This window comes from Mediterraneibacter glycyrrhizinilyticus (assembly GCF_015560805.1).
Lineage (GTDB): Bacteria > Bacillota > Clostridia > Lachnospirales > Lachnospiraceae > Schaedlerella > Schaedlerella glycyrrhizinilytica_A.
This window is the reverse complement of record NZ_JADMSO010000002.1, coordinates 224,103-245,087: the sequence shown is the minus strand read 5'-3', so window position 1 is coordinate 245,087 and position 20,985 is coordinate 224,103. Positions and strand designations below refer to the sequence as shown.

Here is a 20,985-nt window from a genome sequence, read left to right as displayed (position 1 = left end):
GATTATACCGATCCTTTCCCTGTGATTACGATTTTAACCGTCTGGAACAAGATCTTGAAATCCAATCCGATGTTCCATCCCGTAATATATTTTTTATCCAGCTCCACAACTTCTTCAAAATCCACGATGTCGCTGCGTCCGCTCACCTGCCACATACCGGTCAGTCCCGGTTTGGCGGCAAGACGCGCTTTGTGGTGCTGTTCATACTGTTCATATTCATCGACTGTCGGCGGTCTCGTCCCTACCAGACTCATGTCCCCTTTCAGCACATTGAAGAACTGCGGAAATTCATCGAGAGAAGTTTTCCGCATAAAATGCCCGATTGGAATGATCCGGGGGTCGTTGTCCATCTTGAACATCAGCCCCTGCATCTTATTCTGCGCCATCAGTTCTTTTTTCCGTTCCTCCGCATCCGGATACATGGAACGGAACTTATAAATCTTAAATTTTCGTCCGTTTCTTCCTACCCGTTCCTGAGAAAAGAAGATCGGTCCCGGACTCTGGATATAAATGATCGGCGCAAAGATCACCGTGATCAGCGCTGTCAGGATGATCCCGACGATACCGCCTAAAATATCCATTCCTCGTTTGAGCATCAGTTGTCTCGGATCCGCGAAACTGATACTGGATGTGATCACCATATAATCGCCGACATTCTCAATGATCGCGCGGTGGGAACTCTTTTTCCGCTCCCCGATCCGCAGATGGCAGGTGATTCCCATCTCATTGCATGCTTCCACGATCTGCTCGCGCATGGCAGATGCATCCGGAAAGTATAAAAATACCTCGTCCACAACGTTCTCCCTCAGATAGTCGAACATCGACTCCCGATCGGCTACGACAGGAATATCGCAGATCGTCTTTTCTTTGCTCTCCTGATCCGGCAGGATGATCCCTTTCACATAATATCCGGAATATCTTTCTGCCGTCAGACCGGAGATCATCTCCTGTGCATACTTCTCCGGAGTGATCAGTATCATCGACTGCAGATAGCGATGGTCTTCCATTTTTCTGTGGATCGTACGTTTTCTCATAAGCCGCGCAAAGTAGATCACTACGATCCCGAGCACCCAGAACTGTAATAAAACGGCTCTTGAAAAAATGCGGGAAGTCTGGGTCACAAACAGATAGCAAAAAACTGCCAGCACTTCCGATGTCACAAAAACTGCCGTCATTTTCATTTCTTCAAACGGGCTTCTGCGCAAAATGTCTTTATAATTCTCCAGAAAGAATGTCAGACAGATCTGCACAAGCATGATGATGATCCCGAGATTTCTATAATTTTTATCCGTATATGGAATATACATTCCATACCGGATGATATAAGACATGACATAAGCAAGCTGTAAACAGACTACATCCAACAGCATAAAATCCAAGTGTTTCAGCCAAGGATTTTTCTCTTTTTGGTACATGATTTACCCTCTCTTCTTCACGAGCCTCAGACACGACTCCAATGTACTTGTTACGAATGTTTCCCGCAACATCAGTAAAATTATACCATATGTGCCGAAAAAGAAAAGGGCCGACACACATAATGTAAAGAAAATGCCAAGATTGGTAAGCGCTCCGGCAAAATATCCTGCTGCCGTCGCCCCGGCAAGTCCAAGGATGATCTTCCATACCTGGATCTCTTTTACGATCCCTTTCAGTTCTTTGTGCAGACCAAATCCCTGGATCGCCAGCACAAGCACCTCTGCCATCAAGGTGGAAAATGCCGCGCCGTCCGCACCGAATTTCGGGATCAGGATCAGATTGAACACAAAGTCCAGTACTGCTCCCGCCGTCACCGAATACACAACTTTGATCTCCTCTCCCCGCGGCGTCAGGATCTGGATGCCGGTAATATTTGACAATCCGATCAAAAGTACCGTCGGCATCAGGATCACCATCGGTCCGACAGCCGGCAGGAAGTCTTTTCCCGCCAGAAGCAGGATGGATTCTTTTGCATACAGTGTAAAATAAATAGAAACCGCCGTCGCCACGATCAGCACAAAGCTTAATGCCTTTGCCACCAGTTTCCGGAATGCCTCTTCCGCTTCCTGCTGTACATAGTAGGACAAACGCGGGAGCATGACGGTTCCGAGAGATGTGACGCAGGTCACCAGTACGGTCTTCACCTTGATCCCCGCATTGTAATATCCGACCTCGATGTCGCCTTTCATAAACTGCAGCATCACAACATCAAGATTCAGATAGACACTGGTCGCTGCCGACAAAAGGAAAAACCGAAGTGTCGGCTTGATATGCTGCCGTAAATTATAACTTCCTGTTTTCTTAAATGAAACAAATTTGCGCAGACGCAGGAAGTTCATCACATAAGAGCCGAAACTTCCGACCACATAGACAAATCCATACAACACATAATCTTCCGGCTTGCGGATCAGAACGAACATCAACGCCATTCCGATCACTTTAAACACAAGTGCACACGTTGTGATGTAAGAATACTGTTCCAGTGCATTATAAAGCCATTGTACACCGATGGAAGTCAGACCAATGCTGAGCGCCGTTACCATCAGCAGTTTTCTCTCTGCCGCAAACTCCGGTATCACAAATAAACTCACAAAAAACACAATGTACGTGATCGCGGTAGTGATCCCGCTGATGATCAAGAGCTCCTGTACAGTCTGGGACAATTTTTCCTTGTCATCCCGCACTTTTGCACAGGCGCGCACGCCGTAGGTCGGCAGTCCAAGCGATGCAAACATCGTAAAATAGGAAACGACCGACGTCGCAAAGGCCACCTTTCCATTGCCCGCCACGAGAAGCACACGGGAGATATAAGGAAATGTGATCAGCGGAAACAATACCGACGATACCGTCAGGATCGCATTCATAATAAAGTTAAATTTTACGGAATGTGTCTTCATACTTTTCTCACCTTTGCTCTTACCCGGCTTACCCATGTCCAAAAACGGTATCCTTTAAAATTCCGTTTCCGAAGCGCCGCCAGCATATGGCTTTTTTCTCCGGAAAGCCTGTATATTTCTTCACTTGTTTTCTTTACTTCTGCATCAAATGCGAGGAACTGGCGGCGAATTTCTTCATTGCCCCCCGGAAAACTTGCAAAAATCCCCGCCTGATCTCCGACCATCACAGCCGCCCGATTGTTGAGATATTCCGCCTTTTTTTTCTGTGCCGGAGAAGTCTCCTTGTTTTCCTCTGACATTTCACTGTACTTCGCCGCGAACTGTACAAGCCGCATCGTCACTTTTACATGATCCGGGAGATGTTTCTGGAATCCCTGCATGCTGACGCTCTGTGTCGCCTGGGCAAGGCGGTACATATACACCGGAATCTCATAATATTCCACCGTCTCCACAAATGGTACCGGAAATGTGATGTATTCATTGTCCACATAAAAGCAGTGCTCATCCAGCCTGATCCCGTTCTCTTTCAGGATCGCCGTCCGGATCACCAGCGCGTGCATCAAAATATCGGTGTTCCCGACAACCACCTCAAATCTGCACTTCGGATGCGCTTTCAGATACGGAAATGTTTCCAGTTTCTTCTCTTTTGTTCCATCATTGACTTTATAATAATCAGTCACAACGTAGTCGGCGCCGCTTGTTTTCAGGCGATGGAGCAATTCCGTGAATCCTCCGCGGTCCACCCAGTCATCTCCGTCCACTACTTTAAAGTACGTCCCTTTCGCTTCCTCGATCCCCCGGTTGATCGTCGAACCATGTCCGCCGTTTTCTTTCGAGATCAGACGGAATGTCTGCGGATAACGCTTCTCATACGCAGCCCCGATCTCCGGTGTGCGGTCTTTTGACCCGTCATTGACGATCAGCACTTCCAGATCATCCATGATCTCCGGGATCACAAACGACTCCAACGTTTCTTCCAGATATTTTTCCACATTATAAGACGGCACGACAACCGTCAGTAGTTTTTCCATGAGAACCTCCATTTTCAGAAATTATTTTCAGAAATCCTTTTCAATCATCTCATTTTACCAAATCTGTCAGCATCTGTTTCTGCGCTTCCAGCGTATAGTTTTTTGCTTCTTTTAAAAATACGGCGCTACTTCTCTCTTTTCCTGTCATCTGCAAAATCGCGTCTGCCCACTCCGACGGTGCCTCCTTTGCCGGGAGAAACATACAATTTTCCGTGATTTTCGTTTCCGCTGTGATCGTATCACTCAATACGCAGGGAAGTCCGGTACACTGCGCTTCCACCCCCACAGTCGGAAGTCCCTCGAAATGAGAGGGAAGCACAAATACGTCCATCGCCTGAAAGATCCGCTCCACATCCGGTCTCCACCCAAGAAAATGAACTGCCTTTTCCAGTCCGGCTTCTTTTATCTGCCGCCGGATCTGTTCCATGCGGATTCCCCGACCGACCAAAAGGAGCACTGCTTTTTGATTTTTCCTGTAAATCTCTTCAAAAACCCGGATCAAAAACTCATGATTTTTTTGATAGCAGAAATTCCCTGCATGTCCGATCACAAAAGCATCTTCGATCCCCAATTCTTTTCGGATCTCTTCCCGGATTTCCGGATGATATGAAAATCGTCTCTGATCAACTGCATTGCAGATCACATGAAATTTACCGGATTCCACCACTTTTTTCGGATACATCCAATATCCCGCTTTCTTAGAGCAGGCATAAAATTCTGTTCCGGCGCGGTACAGGAACGTCCGGCAGATCTTTTGTAACGTGTCAAACACGGCTCGTTTCGCGGCGCTCTCGCAGTCGTTACCGCCGGAATGGCTGTGCAGCATTCTTCGCGGAACATGCATCGACCAGGCTGCCAGAGCCGCAATGCAGTCCATAGAAGTGGAGATGTTCAGATAGACCATCCCGTACTGTTCTCGTCGGATCAATTCCCGCACCTGCTGGAATTGTCTGACCGGATGATGCAGATTTGCAATTTCATATAAATGAGAACCATATTCTCTCAACAGACGTTCTTTCAACTCCGGATCTGCTTCATTGGTCAAAAGGTCGATCTGCAGTCCCTCTTCTTTTACCGCATCGAGAAAATGCAGAATGTAATTGTCCACACCGCCGGACGTTCCGTCCATAATAAATCCAAGTAGCATTTTCTTTTTCTGTATCTCCGTCATCCGCCTCTTCTCCTCCTACAAAACATCGGACTTTTCACACGACTCATCCTTATACGGCACGAGCAGCGTCATCATATATCCAAAACACAGCCAGAAAATATATGTCTGAGGTCCGTTCAGATAAAACACCATGGAAATAAACAGACTCCCGCCTCCCATCGCCGCGATCACCGCAAAACATCCGGATAGAAACGTCCAATCCTCTGCTTTTACATCCCGGATCCGTTTTGCCAAAATCCAAAGTGTATTCCCTGCCAGGATCAGAAAAATAACGATCCCAACGATTCCCTGACTGACAAGGATATCCAACACCGAATTGTGCATCGAGTCATATTTTGCATGGATCGCATTATCAACCAGATATGTCTCCGGAAGAATTTCTTCTGCGTACGCCGTCATATTACGGAAGCTGACGCCGAAAACAGGGGAAGTCTTTGTGATCTCCAGACCGCTCTTCCAAATGTCCAGCCGTCCGTTGCTCGCGTCATTCTCCAGTTCCGTCTTGCGCGTATCTTTTTCGTACTCCGGTGTGACCGCTTTTTTCGGCAGGACCGCCACAAGCCGGGCGTCCATTTTTTCAAAGACAACTCCGCCTGCTTCTGCCGCGCCCAATGCCAGAACCGCCGTCAAAATCGCAATGAGCAATGGAAATCCGATTTTTCGGATCCGAAATACCCGGTCTTTCTCTCGTTGTTTCTGAAACTGACGGAAAAGCCCCCAGAAAAAGATACCTGCCGTCAGCGATACGATCCCGGTCCGGGAATCCGACAATACAAGATAGACAAACTGGATCACGATCGTAAGCAGACAGATCCCTTTCTGCCATCTTTTTTTTGCAGTCACGATCAGGTAAATTGTTAGCAGAATCGCAGCGACCGCGATCGTGCCGCCGTGATTCGGATCGTCGTAGATCCCCCAGAGTCTTCCCCATTTCAAACCGACCACTTTTGCTGTCGCTCCGGATCCGATCTTATACCCTCTTCCCCATACGACCATGGACAGGCTGACCAGATTTGCGATCGTACAATATGCCACCCACACCCACGCCAATATGCGAAATTCCTGTTTCATCTCGTCCGGTTCATACATGTAGGAGGAGCCATAGATCACGATCATTGAAATGCCAAGCCAGAGCATTTCTTTCAGATTGTCTGTCACGCCATACTGCCGGGTCAGTCCCGAGCTGATCAGGTAACTGACCAGAAAAGCCGCGATGATCCAGATATTCGGCATTTTCCGATATACATGAAACTGTGCCGCCATGCAGACAGCCGTCACAGCCCCGAACAGGACCAGGATCAACGTGGCGATTTCCATCACCGCCGATCCATTGACAAACGCATTGAATGCAAGCAGCACATAAAGCAGGTCATATAGTTTAAAGTAAAAAATCAGTTTCTTCATTTTTGGTTCTGTCATAACTCTTATCCTTTTCTTTGATCTCCCCCTGATCATCTGCCGGATTTCACCTTGGAATATAAAATCGGAAATCCGTGCCGGACAATATAAATCCCCCGTCCCATCAAGAGACAGAGCATCGTCCGTTTCCACTTTAACAGACGAAGCGCGATCTTAAGCGTCCTGCTCTCATCAGCCTTGGCCACCGGGATCAGATCTTCAAACAATCCCTGACAGAACAATGCGCGGCAGAACATATATCGCTGCTGATGATCCATCCCCGACCTTTTGTCGCAGTTTCTCTCCAGTGCGGACAAGATATACCGTCCATACAGACCGCCCAGCACCTGTTTGACTTCTTTTGTACAAAGATTCCAGTACACATGCTGATCGTAGATCATTTCGATCCGACGTTTGTGCAACGCAAAATAATCCGGCACGAATTTATTCGTCAGATTTTCCTCCAACCGTTTGGCATAATGGTACGGAGCGATCCCGAGAATATTCAGCCGCTCAATATCCATGAAATATTGAACGTTAAACACAATATCTTCGATCAATGTGACCGTCTCAAACTTTAAATTTAATTTCCGCATATAATCCAGACTGTAAATCTTATTCCATGTATATCCGTACAACGTCTGCTGTTCTAATGAAAGTACTTCTTTTCTCAGCTCTTCTTTGCCTGTGCAGAATTTCTCTTCCGGGCAGATCTCATGGGTATAAGAAAGTGCGCCTTTTCCGTTGTAATACTCTTCTACCAGTCCAAACATCACGACTTCGGCCGGATTTTTTTCCAGAGACCTCCTCACCTGTTCCAGAACATCCTTATCCACGGTGTCATCCGGATCCATAAACCAGATGTAAGATCCGCAGGCTTCTTTCATTCCCGCATTGCGTGCCTTACTCAGCCCTACATTTTCTTCCAGATGGAGCACCCGGATCCGCTCGTCTTTTTGGGCTTCCCGGTCTGCGATCTCACCGCTTCGGTCTTTCGCACAGTCGTCCACAACAATGATCTCCCAGTCACTTTCCGTCTGCGCCTGAATGCTGCGGATCGCCTGTTCGATATAGGCTTCCACGCCGTAAGCGGGCATCACGATGCTAAAATAAGGTTTTCTGGTCATATTGCTGATTTCTCCTTTTATTTCTCCAAGAGTCCGGCGATCATCCGCTCGATCTTCCGGTAAGATTTCTTCCGGTCAAACTCATTCTCCGCGATCTGACGGGCTTTTACTCCCATCTCAAGCCGTTTCTCTTTATTCTCATACATATCTTCGATCATATCCGCAAGCACGATCACGTCTTCCGGGATGATATTGACGCCAAATCCGTCTTTCTCCACTTTTCCGCGGAATTCCGGACTCATGCAAGTATTGATCATCGCTTTTCCGGCAGCCAGATAATCGCCGATCTTCGTCACGATACTCTGCGGCGCTTTTTTCACAAATGAATTGACAAGGATGTCTGACTTTTTCAGATAAGCCGCCATCTTTCCATACGGCGCATAACCGACAAACTCCACGGAATAGATCTGTTTCATATTTGCCAGCTCTTCCAGTTCTGCTTTCAGAGGTCCTCCGCCAAGGATCTTGAAACGGATATCGGATCTTCCGCGTTTTTCCAATTCTCCCGCAGCAAGCACCATCGTACGGATGTCGTAGCTTGTCCCGATCGTCCCGGCATAGGTCACCCAGAACTCGTCTTCCGCTTTGTTGACCTGCGCCATATATTCTTCCGCACCGTTATCAAAATCTGCAAGATCATTGCCCACATAGACGGTCTCCCTCGGAATCTCCCGTTTCTGATGCAAGAATGGGCGATCGCGGTATTCATCCGACGTTCCGATCACACCGGATGTCAGACCATACACTTTCTCCGCGTCCCGCTGAAGCGGATAGAACAGCACGGAACTGACGACCGGGATATCCAGCACCATCCGCATGGCCTCCGGCCAGAGGTCGTTCACATCCACGACAAACGGAATCCCTTTCTTTTCCGCATAGCGTGCGGCGGCAAGCGCCACATCATTCGGAGGGATCTCCGCATAAAGCAGATCATAGTCTCCCTCTTTTTCCAGAAGCGCCGTCAGGTTTTTCGCTGCGATCCGATGACTGCGTATTCTTTGCAGGTCAATATTCTTCTTATAACCCGGCTCATAAATAAATTTCAAACCAAATTTATAGTCATCCGCTTTGATCTTTTCCAGATCTCTCTGTTCTTTCTCCCAATGCTGGAATGTCGTCGTGATCAGATCGACTTCATACCCTGCGTCTGCAAGAAATTCACAAATATAGCGGAATCTTGTGTATCCTTTTTCCTGGTTCAGACGAACTCCCATTGTGATTACTGCGATTTTCTTCATCTTTTTTCTCCCAACATCATTTTAATACGGCAAGCACGGTATCGATCATGAGCTTAAAATCTCCGAACACACTGAATTCTTTCAGATAACACAGATTCCAGCGCATCTTTTCCGGCAGGACATATTCGACATAAACTTCGTCCACACTTTTTCCGGTCTTCGTAAGATAAGATTCCATGACTTCATCTTCATCTTTGTACGCAATACTCGTCCTCGAAGTAATTCCTGCCGGGAGAAGAAGCGTCGCATACATTTCTTCCGTATATTCATCTACATATTTTTTCACTTCCGGTCTTGTCCCGACAAAACTCATGTCTCCGGCGATCACATTAAAAAGCTGCGGCAATTCGTCCAGTCTGCATTTTCTGAGAAGCCGTCCCATCCGTGTGATCCGCGCATCTCCGGATTTCGTGATCGCCGGTCCTTTTTTGTCCGCATCGTTCACCATCGTCCGAAATTTGAAAATGCGATATAGTTTCCCATATCGCGTAACCCGTTCCTGCCGAAAGAAAACGGGACCTCTGCTGTCTAATTTGATACAAAGTGCGAGAATCAGCATCACCGGAGAAAGTACCAGACTTAACCCCAGCGCAAGGATCAGATCGATCCACCGTTTGACTATGATCCCGGCTTTTCGTTTTTCCAATGCCTCGTAATACGGTCTCACCGCATCACGCCGCATCGTTTCGGGAAGCTCATTCCATTTCTTAAAATACATTCCGAAATGCCTCCGTTACATATACAATTTCTTCATCCGTCAGTTTTGTGTGAAGCGGAAGTGTGATCTCATTCTCAAACTGACGATAGGCGTTCGGGTAGTCTTCGATCCGAAACCCGAGATTTTTATACGCTGTCAGCATCGGAAGCGGTTTATAATGCACATTCGAGGCGATTCCTTTTGCAGCCAGTTTTTCAATGACCTCATTACATTCTTCCCGGCTTTTTCCGTTCAGGCGCACGAGATATAAATGTCCGCTGGATGTGCTGTGCTCGGTATAATGATCTAAGAGCATCACCGGTAAATCTTGAAATGCCCGGTCGTACGCTTCAATGATCTCACGTCTGCGTTTTAAAAGTTCCGGATAACGCTTCAACTGCACAAGTCCGATCGCCGCCATAATGTCTGTCATATTACATTTATAAAGCGGCGCTGCAATATCATATTCCCATGCTCCGGCTTTTGTCTTTGCCAGTGCGTCTTTGGATTGTCCATGCAGGGAAAGCAGCATATATTCACGGTACAGTTCTTCCCCGTCGATCCCCGACTTTTCCACCCGGTCTGCCCAGGTAACGGCTCCGCCCTCCGCAGTCGTCAGATTCTTCACCGCATGGAACGAAAAACAGGTGAAATCCGCAATCTGTCCGCACATCATTCCATTTGCAGATGCGCCGAACGCATGCGCCGCGTCTGCCATTACAACCACTCTGCCAAGCGCCCGCTGCCGTTCATTGGCAGGACGAAACAACGCTTTCTTTTCTTCCGTGATCTGAAAGATCCGGTCATAAAAGCTGTACGGGAGCCCCGCAAGATCCACGCAGATGATCGCTTTTGTCCGTTCCGTCACTGCCGCCGCCGCCTGTTCCGGATCCATCTCGAACGATCCCGGAAGCGTATCGACAAGTACCGGCGTTGCGCCGGTATGACAGATACAGCTGCATGTAGCCGTATAAGTGTATGCGGTCGTGATCACCTCGTCTCCCTCTCCGATCCCCATCACACGGAGCGTCATCTCCAGACAGGCGGTCGCCGAATTCAAACAGACTGCCTTACTAGTTCTGCAATACTCTGCGATCCGCCGTTCAAATTCCTTTGTTTTCGGACCGGTCGTGATCCATCCGCTACGTAACACTTCCGCGACACTTTGTATCTCCTCTTCCGTAATATCCGGCGGTGAAAACTGCACGTTCATTGATCAATTCTCCTCTTTTCCCATCTGTTCTTCGTAATGAGCCACATCCATATCTGCAACTCCTCTGTTCAAAAAAGCGGTCGGAAGATTCGTCCTTGTATCCTGAAAATCTTTTTTCCATCCGGACTGGATCTTCTGATCCCGGATGATATCTGCCTCGCGCAGATGATAAGTCGGCACGATCTTCTTGACGATCCGTTTCATCTGATCGGTCTCGGCATACGCCTCCTGATACAGTTCTTCCAGATCCTTTAAAAATTCTTCTTCTTGAAATTCCAATGGACGTCCGATATGGATCAGCTCGTTCTCTGTTCCTTTCAGTCCCTCTTCTTCCATCAGAAGTTCCTCATAAAGCTTCTCTCCCGGTCGCAGTCCGGTATATTTGATCTCGATGTCCACGCCCTCTTTCAGCCCCGACAATCGGATCATATTGCGCGCAAGGTCGGCGATCTTGACCGGTTTTCCCATATCCAGCACGAAGATCTCTCCGCCCTTTGCGCTTGCTCCCGCCTGTAAAACAAGGGAAACCGCTTCCGGTATCGTCATAAAATACCGGATAATATCCGGATGGGTGACAGTGACCGGACCGCCCTCCTCGATCTGTTTGCGGAACAACGGGATCACGCTTCCGTTACTTCCCAGTACGTTTCCAAAACGTACCGCCACATATTCGGTTTTGGAGCGGTTGTTAAATACCTGGATGATCATCTCGCACATCCGCTTGGACGCCCCCATGATATTCGTCGGATTGACCGCTTTGTCAGTAGAGATCAACACGAATTTGCTCGTCTTATAACGATCTGCTGCCAAAGCAACTTTATAAGTCCCGAACACATTATTTTTGATCGCCTCATTCGGACTGTCTTCCATCAGCGGAACGTGCTTATGCGCCGCCGCATGGTACACGATGTCCGGACGATATTTCTCAAACACACTGTTGACTTTCCGCCCGTTGCGCACCGAACCGATCAGAACGACCAGATCCAGATTCGGATATGTCCGTTTCAGTTCCTGCTGGATATCATAAGCATTATTCTCATAAATATCGAAAATGATCAGCTGGCGCACGCCGTTTGCAGCGATCTGACGGCAAAGCTCGCTTCCGATACTTCCGCCGCCTCCGGTCACAAGCACCACTTTATCCGATACATAACGCCCGATCTTTTCCGTCGTGATCTGGATCGGATCTCTTCCGAGCAGATCTTCGATCTCCACATTCCGAAGCTTGGAGACACTGACCTCGCCGTTGACCAACTGATACACACCCGGGAGGATCTTCAGTTCACAGCCCTGCACCTGCTGGCAGATCGCAAGGATCTTTCTCTGCTCCACCTTGCTGGCGCTCGGAATCGCCACGATGATCTCGTTGATCGCATACCGTTCTGCATATTCCAGAATCTTGTCTCTTCCGCCTACGACTTTCACACCGTGGATATAAGTTCCCTGCTTTTTCACATCATCGTCGATGACACAGCAGATCCTCGCATCCAGTTCCGTGCTCAGTTCCAGTTCTTTCATGACCACATTACAGGCCTCTCCTGCACCGATGATCATCGTATTCCGGACATGTCGCCCATGAATATTGCTTCGGTATAAAAGCCGTACAAGCCGATATGAAAACCGGCTCACACAGGTTAGAAGAAACAGCGATGCTCCGTAAAGCAAAAAGTAACTTCTGAAAATCGGCTTATAAGTAAAAAAGTAGAAAAAGATATTCAAAAGGATCGATGCGATACATCCCTCGATCACATATACCAGTTCTTTGATACTGGCAAACCGCCAGAGACTGGAATACAATTTCAGGACTGCAAAGATCAGGACAGTTCCGACGGTGTTGACAAGCGCCGCCGAAACAATAGAATCTACATACCACAATTCAATATCGCTGATCTTCATATTAAAGCGAAGCCACAGTGCCAAAAAAGAACTTAGATTGATAAAAATGATATCCAATACGATCAATAAGACCTTATGCTGCGGAAATGACTCAACCCTTTCTTTTAAACTCTGCTTTCCCTGCTTTCTTTGCTTTTTTTCTTCTTTTTCTGCTGTTTTCTTTTCCATTTGTTTCTCCATGTATCATTACTGTACAACTTCCGAATCCGTAAATACTTCTCCGTTCTCTACGGAATCGATCATTGCCTTAATGGATGCAACCGAATTCGGATCCGGCTGCGTTACATACAGAAGTGATCCCGGTGAAGAGAAGCAATACTGCTGGTCTCCGGTTCCCTCTGCCGCAACGGATTTGATATTCCATGCGCCTCCGTCGCTCAACTGTGTCTTGATCAATGTCTGGATCTGATCCTGAGACATGTTTGTGTCCACATTGCCGCTCACACTGTTCAGAATACCGTTTGCTCCCACAAGGATCGCAGGGGAAACTGCCTTTTTGATCATCGCAGTGATCACTGCCTGCTGGTTCTTTCCTCTCTGGAAGTCACCGCCGTCCACATTCATACGTTCTCTTGAGAACGCAAGTGCCTGCTGCCCGTTGAAATGGTTCTCTCCCTGCACGACGTTCATGACCAGTCCGGTATCTTCACTCGTTGTGAACGCCTGCTCGGAATACACATCCACACCGCCCAGCGCATCCACCATCTCCACAAGGGATGTGAAGTTTACACGGGCATAAAAATCGATCGTCGTATCATAAAGCTGTCCCAATGTCGCCATCGATGCATCTACGCCATAGATGCCCGCATGAGTCAGCTTGTCCAGTTCTCCTCCGGAGATTCCCGGAATCTCCACATAGTAGTCGCGCGGCGTCGTGACGAGCAATATCTGATGGGACGTCGGATTGACGACTGCCATAATATTTACATCACTCCGGCTGTTTGTCTCGATCGCGCCGTATACGTCGATACCGCTGATATATACGGTAAACGTATCGTCTTTTACTTCTACCTGCTCGGCAGCATTATTCTCCACTTTTGTCTCAATGGAATGAGAATAGATCACTTTGATGCTGTTGCCGAAATCACCGAACTCTTCACTTAAGATCCCGTTATAAGCTTCATTGTAAATGATCGCCTGCACGTCTCCGTTGTGCAGCGCGGTTGCCTGTTCCTGCACACTGCGGTACTCCGTCTCCGCGATCGCACTTCCCAGTTCCTCATTGATCGCGCCGACCGTCTCCTGAATCTCCTCACCTTTCAGCGCATACTGCACGCCAAAGCTGTAATCTTTTGCGTCCTGGATCGACTCTGCCGGATCGTCTGCCAATACGGCTACCACAACCTTATCCACTTTCGTACCGCTTCCGGAAATCTCGCTGACCGTTCCGTTTGCCTTGAAAATATAGAAAGATCCAACTGCCAGGATCACCGACATCAGTACACTGAAAATCTTTCCGGCAATCCCTTTCTTTTTGGACAAAAGCTGACTCGTAAATACGATCAGCAATGCGATCAGCAAAAGTCCCGCTATGATCGCCAGATATTTGACCGGCAGCATATCCAGCACAAACAACGCGATCATAAACACAACCGATGCCACTGCCTGGATCACGCCGAGCACAACGCCGATCATCCAGCTGATCTGATTATCCCGCTTTCCATGTCCCTTTTTATTCCCGGGATAGCCGTTCTTTTTTCCGCTTCCGATCACAGATTTTGCCGGATTCTCATATGCCACCCGCTGTCTCTGCTCTTCCATTCTCCGCTTCCGCTGTGCCTGCGCCCTTTTATCCTGCGCGCTTCTTGTCGGCTGCTTCGTACTTCCGGCGCTCTTTGCTCCGCCTTGTCTTGCGCCGCTCTGCTTTGCACTGCTCCTGCTCTTCGGACTTCCGCCATTCCCCGTCTTTCTCGTACGTTCCCCGCTTCCTGCCGGTCTTGTATTTCGTACATTCTTTCGTTTTTCTGCCATTGTTTCTTCCTTCCAAACTTTTCCTGTCTGTTCTCAGAACCAGTTACTCACATTCGGTTATCATATCATTTTTCGTGTTTTTTCGCAACAATTCCGAAACATTTCCGTCACAATATCCCGTCTGTCCCAATTTCGAAACACTTGCCCACCGCTTTCACACGCCCATCTCTTCGAGTTTCAGAAGCGCTGCCTCAACCACCTTATCCATATCATAATACTGATAATTTCCGAGACGACCGCCGAAGATCACATGTTCCTCTTTCTCCGCAAGTTCTTTATAGGCGGCAAACAATTTACCGTTCTTTTCATCATTGACCGGATAATACGGTTCCATTCCCACTTTCCACTCGGAAGAATACTCTCTCGATATCACGGTCTTCTCCTGTGTGCCGAATTCAAAATGCTTATGTTCGATGATCCGGGTATACGGCACTTCTCTCTCCGTGTAATTTACGACCGCATTGCCCTGATAGTTGTCAGTATCCAGCACTTCTGTTTCAAACCGAACGGAACGATATTCCAGAGCCCCCAGCTGATAATCAAAATATTCATCGATCATACCGGTAAAGATCGTCGTATCCGCAATATCCGGATTTGATTTTCGGAATTCAAAATAATCCGCATCCGTCTGTACGTCCGCTCCCTCTAGCATTTTTTCCACGATCTTTGTATAACCGCCGATCGGGATTCCCTGATAACGGTCATTGAAATAATTATTGTCGTAGGTAAAACGCACCGGAAGACGGCGGATGATAAATGCCGGCAGTTCGCTGCAGGATCTTCCCCACTGTTTTTCAGTATATCCTTTTACCAGTTTTTCAAACACATCTTTTCCCACAAGAGAAAGCCCCTGTTCTTCTAAGTTCTTCGGTTCTATGATGCCGGTCTCTTTCACCTGTTTTTCGATCATCGCTTTCGCCTCCGCAGGTGTTTTGATTCCCCACATCTTACTGAATGTATTCATATTAAACGGGAGATTGTACAGCTCGTCTTTATAAACCGCGACCGGAGAGTTGATATAATTGTTAAACTCCGCGAACTGGTTCATGTACTCCCATATTTTTTTATTGGATGTATGGAAAATATGTGCGCCGTATTTGTGCACATGGATCCCCTCTATATCTTCACAGTAGATATTTCCGGCAATATGGCTGCGTTTGTCGATCACAAGACAACGTTTCCCTTTCTTCGTCAGTTCGTGTGCCATCACCGCGCCATATAAACCTGCTCCTACGATCAGATAATCATATTTCATGTTAAAACCCTCCTATGTATTTAATCGGAATCAGTATAGCACAATTCCGGAAATATGTATAGTTCGGTTTTTTTATGAAAAATGTGCATGAAAAACGGGAAAGAAACCTCTGACGGATCTCTTTCCCATTTTCACACGTTCTGATTTATATTTATTTTGCTGCTTTTCCAAGCGTCACATCCACGGTCTTCTCGCTGTATTCCCCGTTATTCTCCGGGATGCTGACCGTCACGGAAACGGTCTCGCCTGCCGCATAATATTCCAGTTCACTCTTTAAAGCATCCATAGACTCTACTCTTGTGCCGTTGATGGCAGTGATCACATTTCCCTTAGTCAATCCCGCGTCATCTGCCCCGCCGCCTCTTGTCACTTCATCGATATAGACGCCGGTCGGCATGCCGAACTGCTCTGCATTCTGAGCAGTCACGTCAAATCCGGTGATCCCAAGGTATCCTTTTTTCTCTTCCGGCACTTTCGCTTTCGTCTTCTGACTCATCAGATTATCCAGAATATCCATCACATCACTGATTGGGATCGCATAACCCATTCCTTCCACCGTCGTGCCTGCGATCTTGGAGGAATTGATGCCGACAACTTCTCCGTTTGCATTGACCAGCGCGCCGCCGCTGTTGCCCGGGTTGATCGCCGCATCTGTCTGGATCAGCTTGATATCGCTTGTCACTTCTTCTCCGGTCTGTGCATCTGTCCCGCTGTTCTGTCGATTTAGGGCGCTGATCACACCGGTTGTGACGGACTGACCGTATCCGAGTGCATTTCCGATCACGATTGCCGGTTCCCCAATCTGTAATTTTGTAGAATCTCCCAATGTCGCCACTGCGATCGCTTCCATCGTATCCGAAGAGATCGTATCAAGCGGTACTGCGATCACCGCGAGATCATGCTCGGAATCGGTTCCCTTGATGTTGGCTTCCAGACTCGTCTCATCATCGAATGTCACAGTCAGTGTCTCGCTTCCCGCGATCACATGATAGTTTGTCACGATCAGAAGTTCCTCATCTGTCTGGGAAATGATGATTCCGGATCCCGCGCTCTCACTCTCCTGCTGGGAAACGCCGCCGAAGAAATTCTGCACTTCCTGTACGCTCAGATTGGTAATGGATACAACCGACGGCATCACATTTTCCACAACACCGGAAACGTCGGATGTCACAACGCTGGACGACTTTGTCAATGTCGTTCCGCTGACTTTCGATGCCGTTTCCTTACTCTCTGTATTTTTTTCAAGCCCCAGCACTTTGCTTCCGACCAGATTCGACGTCAGAAATACGGCACTCGATACGACTCCGAACAGCAATGCCAATCCTACAACCGCTACCGCTCTTGGCATTTTCTTTTTTTCTTTTGGCTCCCGCGGCTCATGACCGTGAGACCATCCCTGATTACCGCCTTGATTCTGATATTCATTCTGACCATTCTGCTGATGATCGTCCGGGTTATAATAACTGTATTGATTTTCCATAAGGCATCCCTCTTTCTCTTGTGCTTCATTTTATGATGTTATCATAACCTGTCTTTGTGATAAAATTGTGTTCAATGTTTTAACAGATTTTGTTCTGCATGAATCACCGGCAAAAGCAGTTCTTCTTGCCGTTCGTCTTATTCCACTGTCACTGATTTCGCGAGATTCCGCGGTTTGTCCACATCGCATCCACGTCCCACAGAAATATAATATCCGAACAGCTGCAGCGGAATGATCGCAAGAGAGTTTGTAAAATAGCGGTTTGTCTGCGGTATATAGATCACATAATCCGCCGCCCGTTCCACCTCGCGGTTTCCCTCATTCGTCACTGCCAGCACAAATGCCCCGCGGGTACGCACCTCCACCATATTGCTGATCATTTTCTTGTACAGGTCTTCCTGTGTCAGCACTGCCGCCACAAGCGTCCCCTCCTCGATCAGGGAGATCGTTCCATGTTTCAGTTCTCCGGCCGCATAGGCTTCCGAATGGATATAAGAAATTTCTTTCAGTTTCAATGAACCCTCCAGAGAGATCGCATAATCGATCCCTCTGCCGATAAAAAACACGTCTTTCGCCGCAAGATAACGGTTCGCAAATTTCTGAATCCGGTTTTTATTATTCAAAAGCATCTCTACCTGATCCGGCAGTTTCTTCAGATCTTCGATATAACCATGCAGTTCTTCCTTTCCGATCACACTGCGCACCTCCGCAAATTTCATCGCAAGAAGATACAATGCGATCAGCTGGCTGGAATATGCTTTTGTCGTTGCGACGGCGATCTCCGGTCCTGCCCATGTATACATCACGGTATCTGCCTCCCGGGCGATCGAACTTCCGACCACATTCACGATACCAAGCACTTTTGAACCTTTTTCTTTTGCCTCCCGAAGCGCTGCAAGCGTATCTGCAGTCTCCCCGGACTGACTGATCACGATCAAAAGCGTGTCCCGGTCGATCAGTGGATCCCGGTAACGGAATTCCGACGCAAGATCCACCTCTACCGGGATCCTTGCCATTCCCTCGATCACATATTTCGCAGTAACTCCCGCGTGATAAGCGGAGCCGCAGGCAACGATCATGATTTTCTTCACCGCCCGGATTTCCTCCTCCGACATATCTAATTCCTCGATCACGATCTCCTGACCACGGATCCTCGGTGAAAATGTATCCGCGATCGCTTTCGGCTGCTCATACATTTCTTTCAGCATGAAATGTTCATACCCGCCCTTTTCCGCCGCATCTACATCCCAGTCAATATGGGTCGGGTTTTTCTCGATCGGCTCCTCATCCACATTATAAAATTCCATGGTATCTGCTGTCATGCAGACGATCTCTTCATTTTCAATGAAATAAACATCTCTTGTGTATTTCAGGACTGCCGGTACATCGGATGCGATAATACATCCCCCCTCTGTATGACCGATGATCAGGGGACTGTCCTTTCGCACGGCATAAAGCTGATCCGGATGATCCTGAAACAGAATACCAAGGGCATAGGATCCCTCCATCCGGTGCATGATCTTTGTGATCGCCTGAAGCGGATTTCCTTTATAATAGTAATCCAGCAAATGGGCGATCACTTCGGTATCTGTATCGGATACAAATTCATACCCCTTTGCCTGCAGCTTCTTTTTCAGTTTCAAATAATTCTCAATGATCCCGTTATGTACCACAACGATACTCTGCTCTTTATTAAAATGCGGATGCGCGTTCACATCGGACGGTTCTCCGTGTGTTGCCCAGCGTGTATGCCCGATCCCGATCGTTCCCGGAAGCGTTTCTCCCCCATGCGTCAACTCACTCAACACTTTCAGTCTGCCCTTTGCTTTTTTCATACCGATCTGTTCCCCGTCATATACTGCGATCCCTGCCGAATCATATCCCCGGTATTCCAGTTTTTCCAGACCATCCAGCAAGATTGGCGCTGCCTGCTGCTTTCCGATATAACCTACAATTCCACACATAATCTGTTCCTCCCTTTTCTTTCTGTCATGTAAAACAGTTCCGTATGCGATGCACCGCTCTGTTTCATGCCTCCATAAATTCGAAAAGGGCAGCACCGCCTCCGCAGTGCTGCCCTCCTCACAGCTTCTGTCAGATGTCTATGAAATCAATTCCGTAATCCTTGTTCTTTTTTGAATTTCCACGGTCTTCTTCTACGTCGTAATCATCGTAATCGTCGTAGTCATCATAGTCATCGTCTTCATACTCTTCGTCGTAACCATCGTCATCATAATCATCATCTTCGTAGTCGTCATAGTCATCGTCCGTAAAGTCGTCGTCATCATACAGTTCATCATCTTCATCATACGTTTCATCGTCATATGCATCGTCATCATCATACGCATCGTCATCGTAATCATCATCTTCAAAATCATCTTCCAGATAATCGTCATCCTCGTCATCGTCTTGTCTGACAAACTGTTTTCTGGAATTTTTCTTTACTTTCGGCAGATCATCTTCCTCATCAAAATCATCATACATTGCATCCAGTTCCGCATTGCTGTGTCCCAGCTTCACAGAAAGTATGATGATAACGATCAGAAGAAGCAGGATCACGGCCGCTGTCGCGGCTGCCACGATCATAAAATACTTTTCCACAAAATCCTGGGCTTTAGCGATCAGCCCACTTCCCGCTTTCTTTTCCTCTGTTTTTTTCTCGGAAACAACATAGCGTTGGTAAGTCCCCTCCATGGAATCATATTCATAGAAGCCCTCGTTGCCGTTGCTGCTCAGTGCATTCACGAGGTAATAATCCGTTGCTTCCATATTCTGCCATGCCGGGAAGATCGTTCCGTTTAATTCCAGAGTCGTCTCCGCAAACTGTTCCGGGAGAGAACTTCCGTCTCCCTCTCCGAGGATCAGCAGATAAAACTCATCTCCCATGATCACCTGCTCCGCTGCAACAAACTTACTGTTCTTCTCATCATACAATGCCATGATCGGATCGTTTTCCCCTGTCACAAGGAAAACAAAGGATTTTCCGGAATTGTCCTGTACAACAGCGCTGTGTTCCTCTCCATTATAAGTAATCGTCGATCGGGTAAATCCATCCGGGATCAGCGCATCTGTAAAATTCTCATAAACCGCATACATCGTACCGGCAACTTCGATATTTGCCTCTCCCAGTTCCTTGTCTGTCTCCCCACTGCTTTCCGTTCCGGAGGCTGCTGTTCCATCGCCCGGTTCGATCGTAACGGTCGAGCTTCCAAGCTGCAGGTTCAATGTACTGTTGTCAAACATATATGCAGTCGCCGCCGATACGTCGAGTGTTGTACTTCCCTCCGCAAGCGCTTTGAATACCATTTCATATTGAAGTTCCGTCTCTGTTCCGGTTCCCGCCGCAAAAAGAGTGACCGTTCCGTCTCCGCCCTCTGCATTCGTCCCGCTGACAAACTCCAATTTTGCAGGATCGTAAGTGACCGTCGCCTGACCATCCCCGATCGGGCTGCCATTCGCCTCGATCTTTCCGGTTACCGTAATATTCTCTCCTACTTTTCCTGTCGGATCCGAAAAGTGCAGGATACCGTCTGCCGCATGACTCACGATCATCGGTGAGATCATTGCAAAACATGTGACCGCCGCTGCCATGATCCATTTTCTTAATTTCTTGTTCATTTGCACAACCTCTTCTC

The 20,985-nt window shown here is 47.8% G+C and carries 15 protein-coding genes; all 15 read right to left on the bottom strand.

Annotated elements, in window-relative coordinates; translation table 11 throughout:
* Positions 1–2 precede the first annotated feature (2 nt).
* Positions 3–1,415 carry a sugar transferase gene (locus I2H87_RS03055; protein ID WP_195609301.1) on the bottom strand — a complete coding sequence of 471 codons (1,413 nt, stop codon included), beginning with the start codon at positions 1,413–1,415 and terminating at the stop codon, positions 3–5.
* A gap of 3 nt (positions 1,416–1,418) precedes the next feature.
* The gene (locus tag I2H87_RS03050; protein ID WP_044954829.1) at positions 1,419–2,873 is read right to left on the bottom strand and encodes a flippase; all 1,455 of its coding nucleotides are present in this window, start codon (positions 2,871–2,873) and stop codon (positions 1,419–1,421) included.
* Positions 2,870–3,904, bottom strand: coding sequence for a glycosyltransferase family 2 protein (locus tag I2H87_RS03045; protein ID WP_054703210.1), 1,035 nt, complete (start codon positions 3,902–3,904; stop codon positions 2,870–2,872). Before I2H87_RS03045 ends, I2H87_RS03050 begins: the two co-directional genes overlap by 4 nt.
* A gap of 49 nt (positions 3,905–3,953) precedes the next feature.
* Positions 3,954–5,075, bottom strand: coding sequence for a glycosyltransferase (locus I2H87_RS03040; RefSeq protein WP_195609300.1), 1,122 nt, complete (start codon positions 5,073–5,075; stop codon positions 3,954–3,956).
* A gap of 15 nt (positions 5,076–5,090) precedes the next feature.
* Positions 5,091–6,494, bottom strand: coding sequence for an O-antigen ligase family protein (locus tag I2H87_RS03035; RefSeq protein ID WP_195609299.1), 1,404 nt, complete (start codon positions 6,492–6,494; stop codon positions 5,091–5,093).
* A 32-nt stretch (positions 6,495–6,526) separates the two neighbouring features.
* Positions 6,527–7,600: a glycosyltransferase family 2 protein gene (locus tag I2H87_RS03030; protein WP_054703208.1), complete on the bottom strand. Its 1,074-nt coding sequence runs from the start codon at positions 7,598–7,600 to the stop codon at positions 6,527–6,529.
* Between the two features lie 17 nt (positions 7,601–7,617).
* Complete coding sequence (locus I2H87_RS03025) at positions 7,618–8,838, bottom strand: glycosyltransferase family 4 protein (RefSeq protein ID WP_009267700.1); 1,221 nt, start codon at positions 8,836–8,838, stop codon at positions 7,618–7,620.
* A gap of 16 nt (positions 8,839–8,854) precedes the next feature.
* Complete coding sequence (locus I2H87_RS03020) at positions 8,855–9,556, bottom strand: sugar transferase (protein WP_009267701.1); 702 nt, start codon at positions 9,554–9,556, stop codon at positions 8,855–8,857.
* On the bottom strand, positions 9,546–10,748 hold the full coding sequence (locus I2H87_RS03015; protein ID WP_022151988.1) for a DegT/DnrJ/EryC1/StrS family aminotransferase: 1,203 nt from the start codon (positions 10,746–10,748) through the stop codon (positions 9,546–9,548). The genes I2H87_RS03020 and I2H87_RS03015 overlap by 11 nt, the downstream gene beginning before the upstream one ends.
* Before the next feature lie 3 nt (positions 10,749–10,751).
* Complete coding sequence (locus I2H87_RS03010) at positions 10,752–12,812, bottom strand: nucleoside-diphosphate sugar epimerase/dehydratase (protein WP_009267703.1); 2,061 nt, start codon at positions 12,810–12,812, stop codon at positions 10,752–10,754.
* Positions 12,813–12,830: 18 nt separating this feature from the next.
* On the bottom strand, positions 12,831–14,615 hold the full coding sequence (locus I2H87_RS03005; protein ID WP_195609297.1) for an LCP family protein: 1,785 nt from the start codon (positions 14,613–14,615) through the stop codon (positions 12,831–12,833).
* A gap of 154 nt (positions 14,616–14,769) precedes the next feature.
* A complete protein-coding gene (gene glf / locus I2H87_RS03000; protein WP_195609296.1) occupies positions 14,770–15,870 on the bottom strand; it encodes a UDP-galactopyranose mutase in 1,101 nt (366 codons plus the stop codon).
* A gap of 151 nt (positions 15,871–16,021) precedes the next feature.
* Positions 16,022–17,350 carry a S1C family serine protease gene (locus I2H87_RS02995; protein ID WP_195609295.1) on the bottom strand — a complete coding sequence of 443 codons (1,329 nt, stop codon included), beginning with the start codon at positions 17,348–17,350 and terminating at the stop codon, positions 16,022–16,024.
* Between the two features lie 137 nt (positions 17,351–17,487).
* Positions 17,488–19,314, bottom strand: coding sequence for a glutamine--fructose-6-phosphate transaminase (isomerizing) (gene glmS, locus I2H87_RS02990; protein ID WP_195609294.1), 1,827 nt, complete (start codon positions 19,312–19,314; stop codon positions 17,488–17,490).
* 130 nt (positions 19,315–19,444) lie between these two features.
* Positions 19,445–20,968 carry a cohesin domain-containing protein gene (locus I2H87_RS02985; RefSeq protein WP_022151996.1) on the bottom strand — a complete coding sequence of 508 codons (1,524 nt, stop codon included), beginning with the start codon at positions 20,966–20,968 and terminating at the stop codon, positions 19,445–19,447.
* Positions 20,969–20,985: the final 17 nt, after the last annotated feature.

Bases quoted from the DNA above. Each gene is read 5' to 3' on its own strand.
- I2H87_RS03040 (WP_195609300.1), bottom strand. From the start codon at position 5,075: ATGACGGAGATACAGAAAAAGAAAATGCTACTTGGATTTATTATGGAC.
- I2H87_RS03045 (WP_054703210.1), bottom strand. From the start codon at position 3,904: ATGGAAAAACTACTGACGGTTGTCGTGCCGTCTTATAATGTGGAAAAA.
- I2H87_RS03030 (WP_054703208.1), bottom strand. From the start codon at position 7,600: ATGACCAGAAAACCTTATTTTAGCATCGTGATGCCCGCTTACGGCGTG.
- I2H87_RS03015 (WP_022151988.1), bottom strand. From the start codon at position 10,748: ATGAACGTGCAGTTTTCACCGCCGGATATTACGGAAGAGGAGATACAA.
- I2H87_RS03020 (WP_009267701.1), bottom strand. From the start codon at position 9,556: ATGTATTTTAAGAAATGGAATGAGCTTCCCGAAACGATGCGGCGTGAT.
- glmS (WP_195609294.1), bottom strand. From the start codon at position 19,314: ATGTGTGGAATTGTAGGTTATATCGGAAAGCAGCAGGCAGCGCCAATC.
- I2H87_RS03010 (WP_009267703.1), bottom strand. From the start codon at position 12,812: ATGGAAAAGAAAACAGCAGAAAAAGAAGAAAAAAAGCAAAGAAAGCAG.
- I2H87_RS03035 (WP_195609299.1), bottom strand. From the start codon at position 6,494: ATGACAGAACCAAAAATGAAGAAACTGATTTTTTACTTTAAACTATAT.
- I2H87_RS03055 (WP_195609301.1), bottom strand. From the start codon at position 1,415: ATGTACCAAAAAGAGAAAAATCCTTGGCTGAAACACTTGGATTTTATG.
- I2H87_RS03050 (WP_044954829.1), bottom strand. From the start codon at position 2,873: ATGAAGACACATTCCGTAAAATTTAACTTTATTATGAATGCGATCCTG.
- glf (WP_195609296.1), bottom strand. From the start codon at position 15,870: ATGAAATATGATTATCTGATCGTAGGAGCAGGTTTATATGGCGCGGTG.
- I2H87_RS02995 (WP_195609295.1), bottom strand. From the start codon at position 17,350: ATGGAAAATCAATACAGTTATTATAACCCGGACGATCATCAGCAGAAT.
- I2H87_RS02985 (WP_022151996.1), bottom strand. From the start codon at position 20,968: ATGAACAAGAAATTAAGAAAATGGATCATGGCAGCGGCGGTCACATGT.
- I2H87_RS03005 (WP_195609297.1), bottom strand. From the start codon at position 14,615: ATGGCAGAAAAACGAAAGAATGTACGAAATACAAGACCGGCAGGAAGC.
- I2H87_RS03025 (WP_009267700.1), bottom strand. From the start codon at position 8,838: ATGAAGAAAATCGCAGTAATCACAATGGGAGTTCGTCTGAACCAGGAA.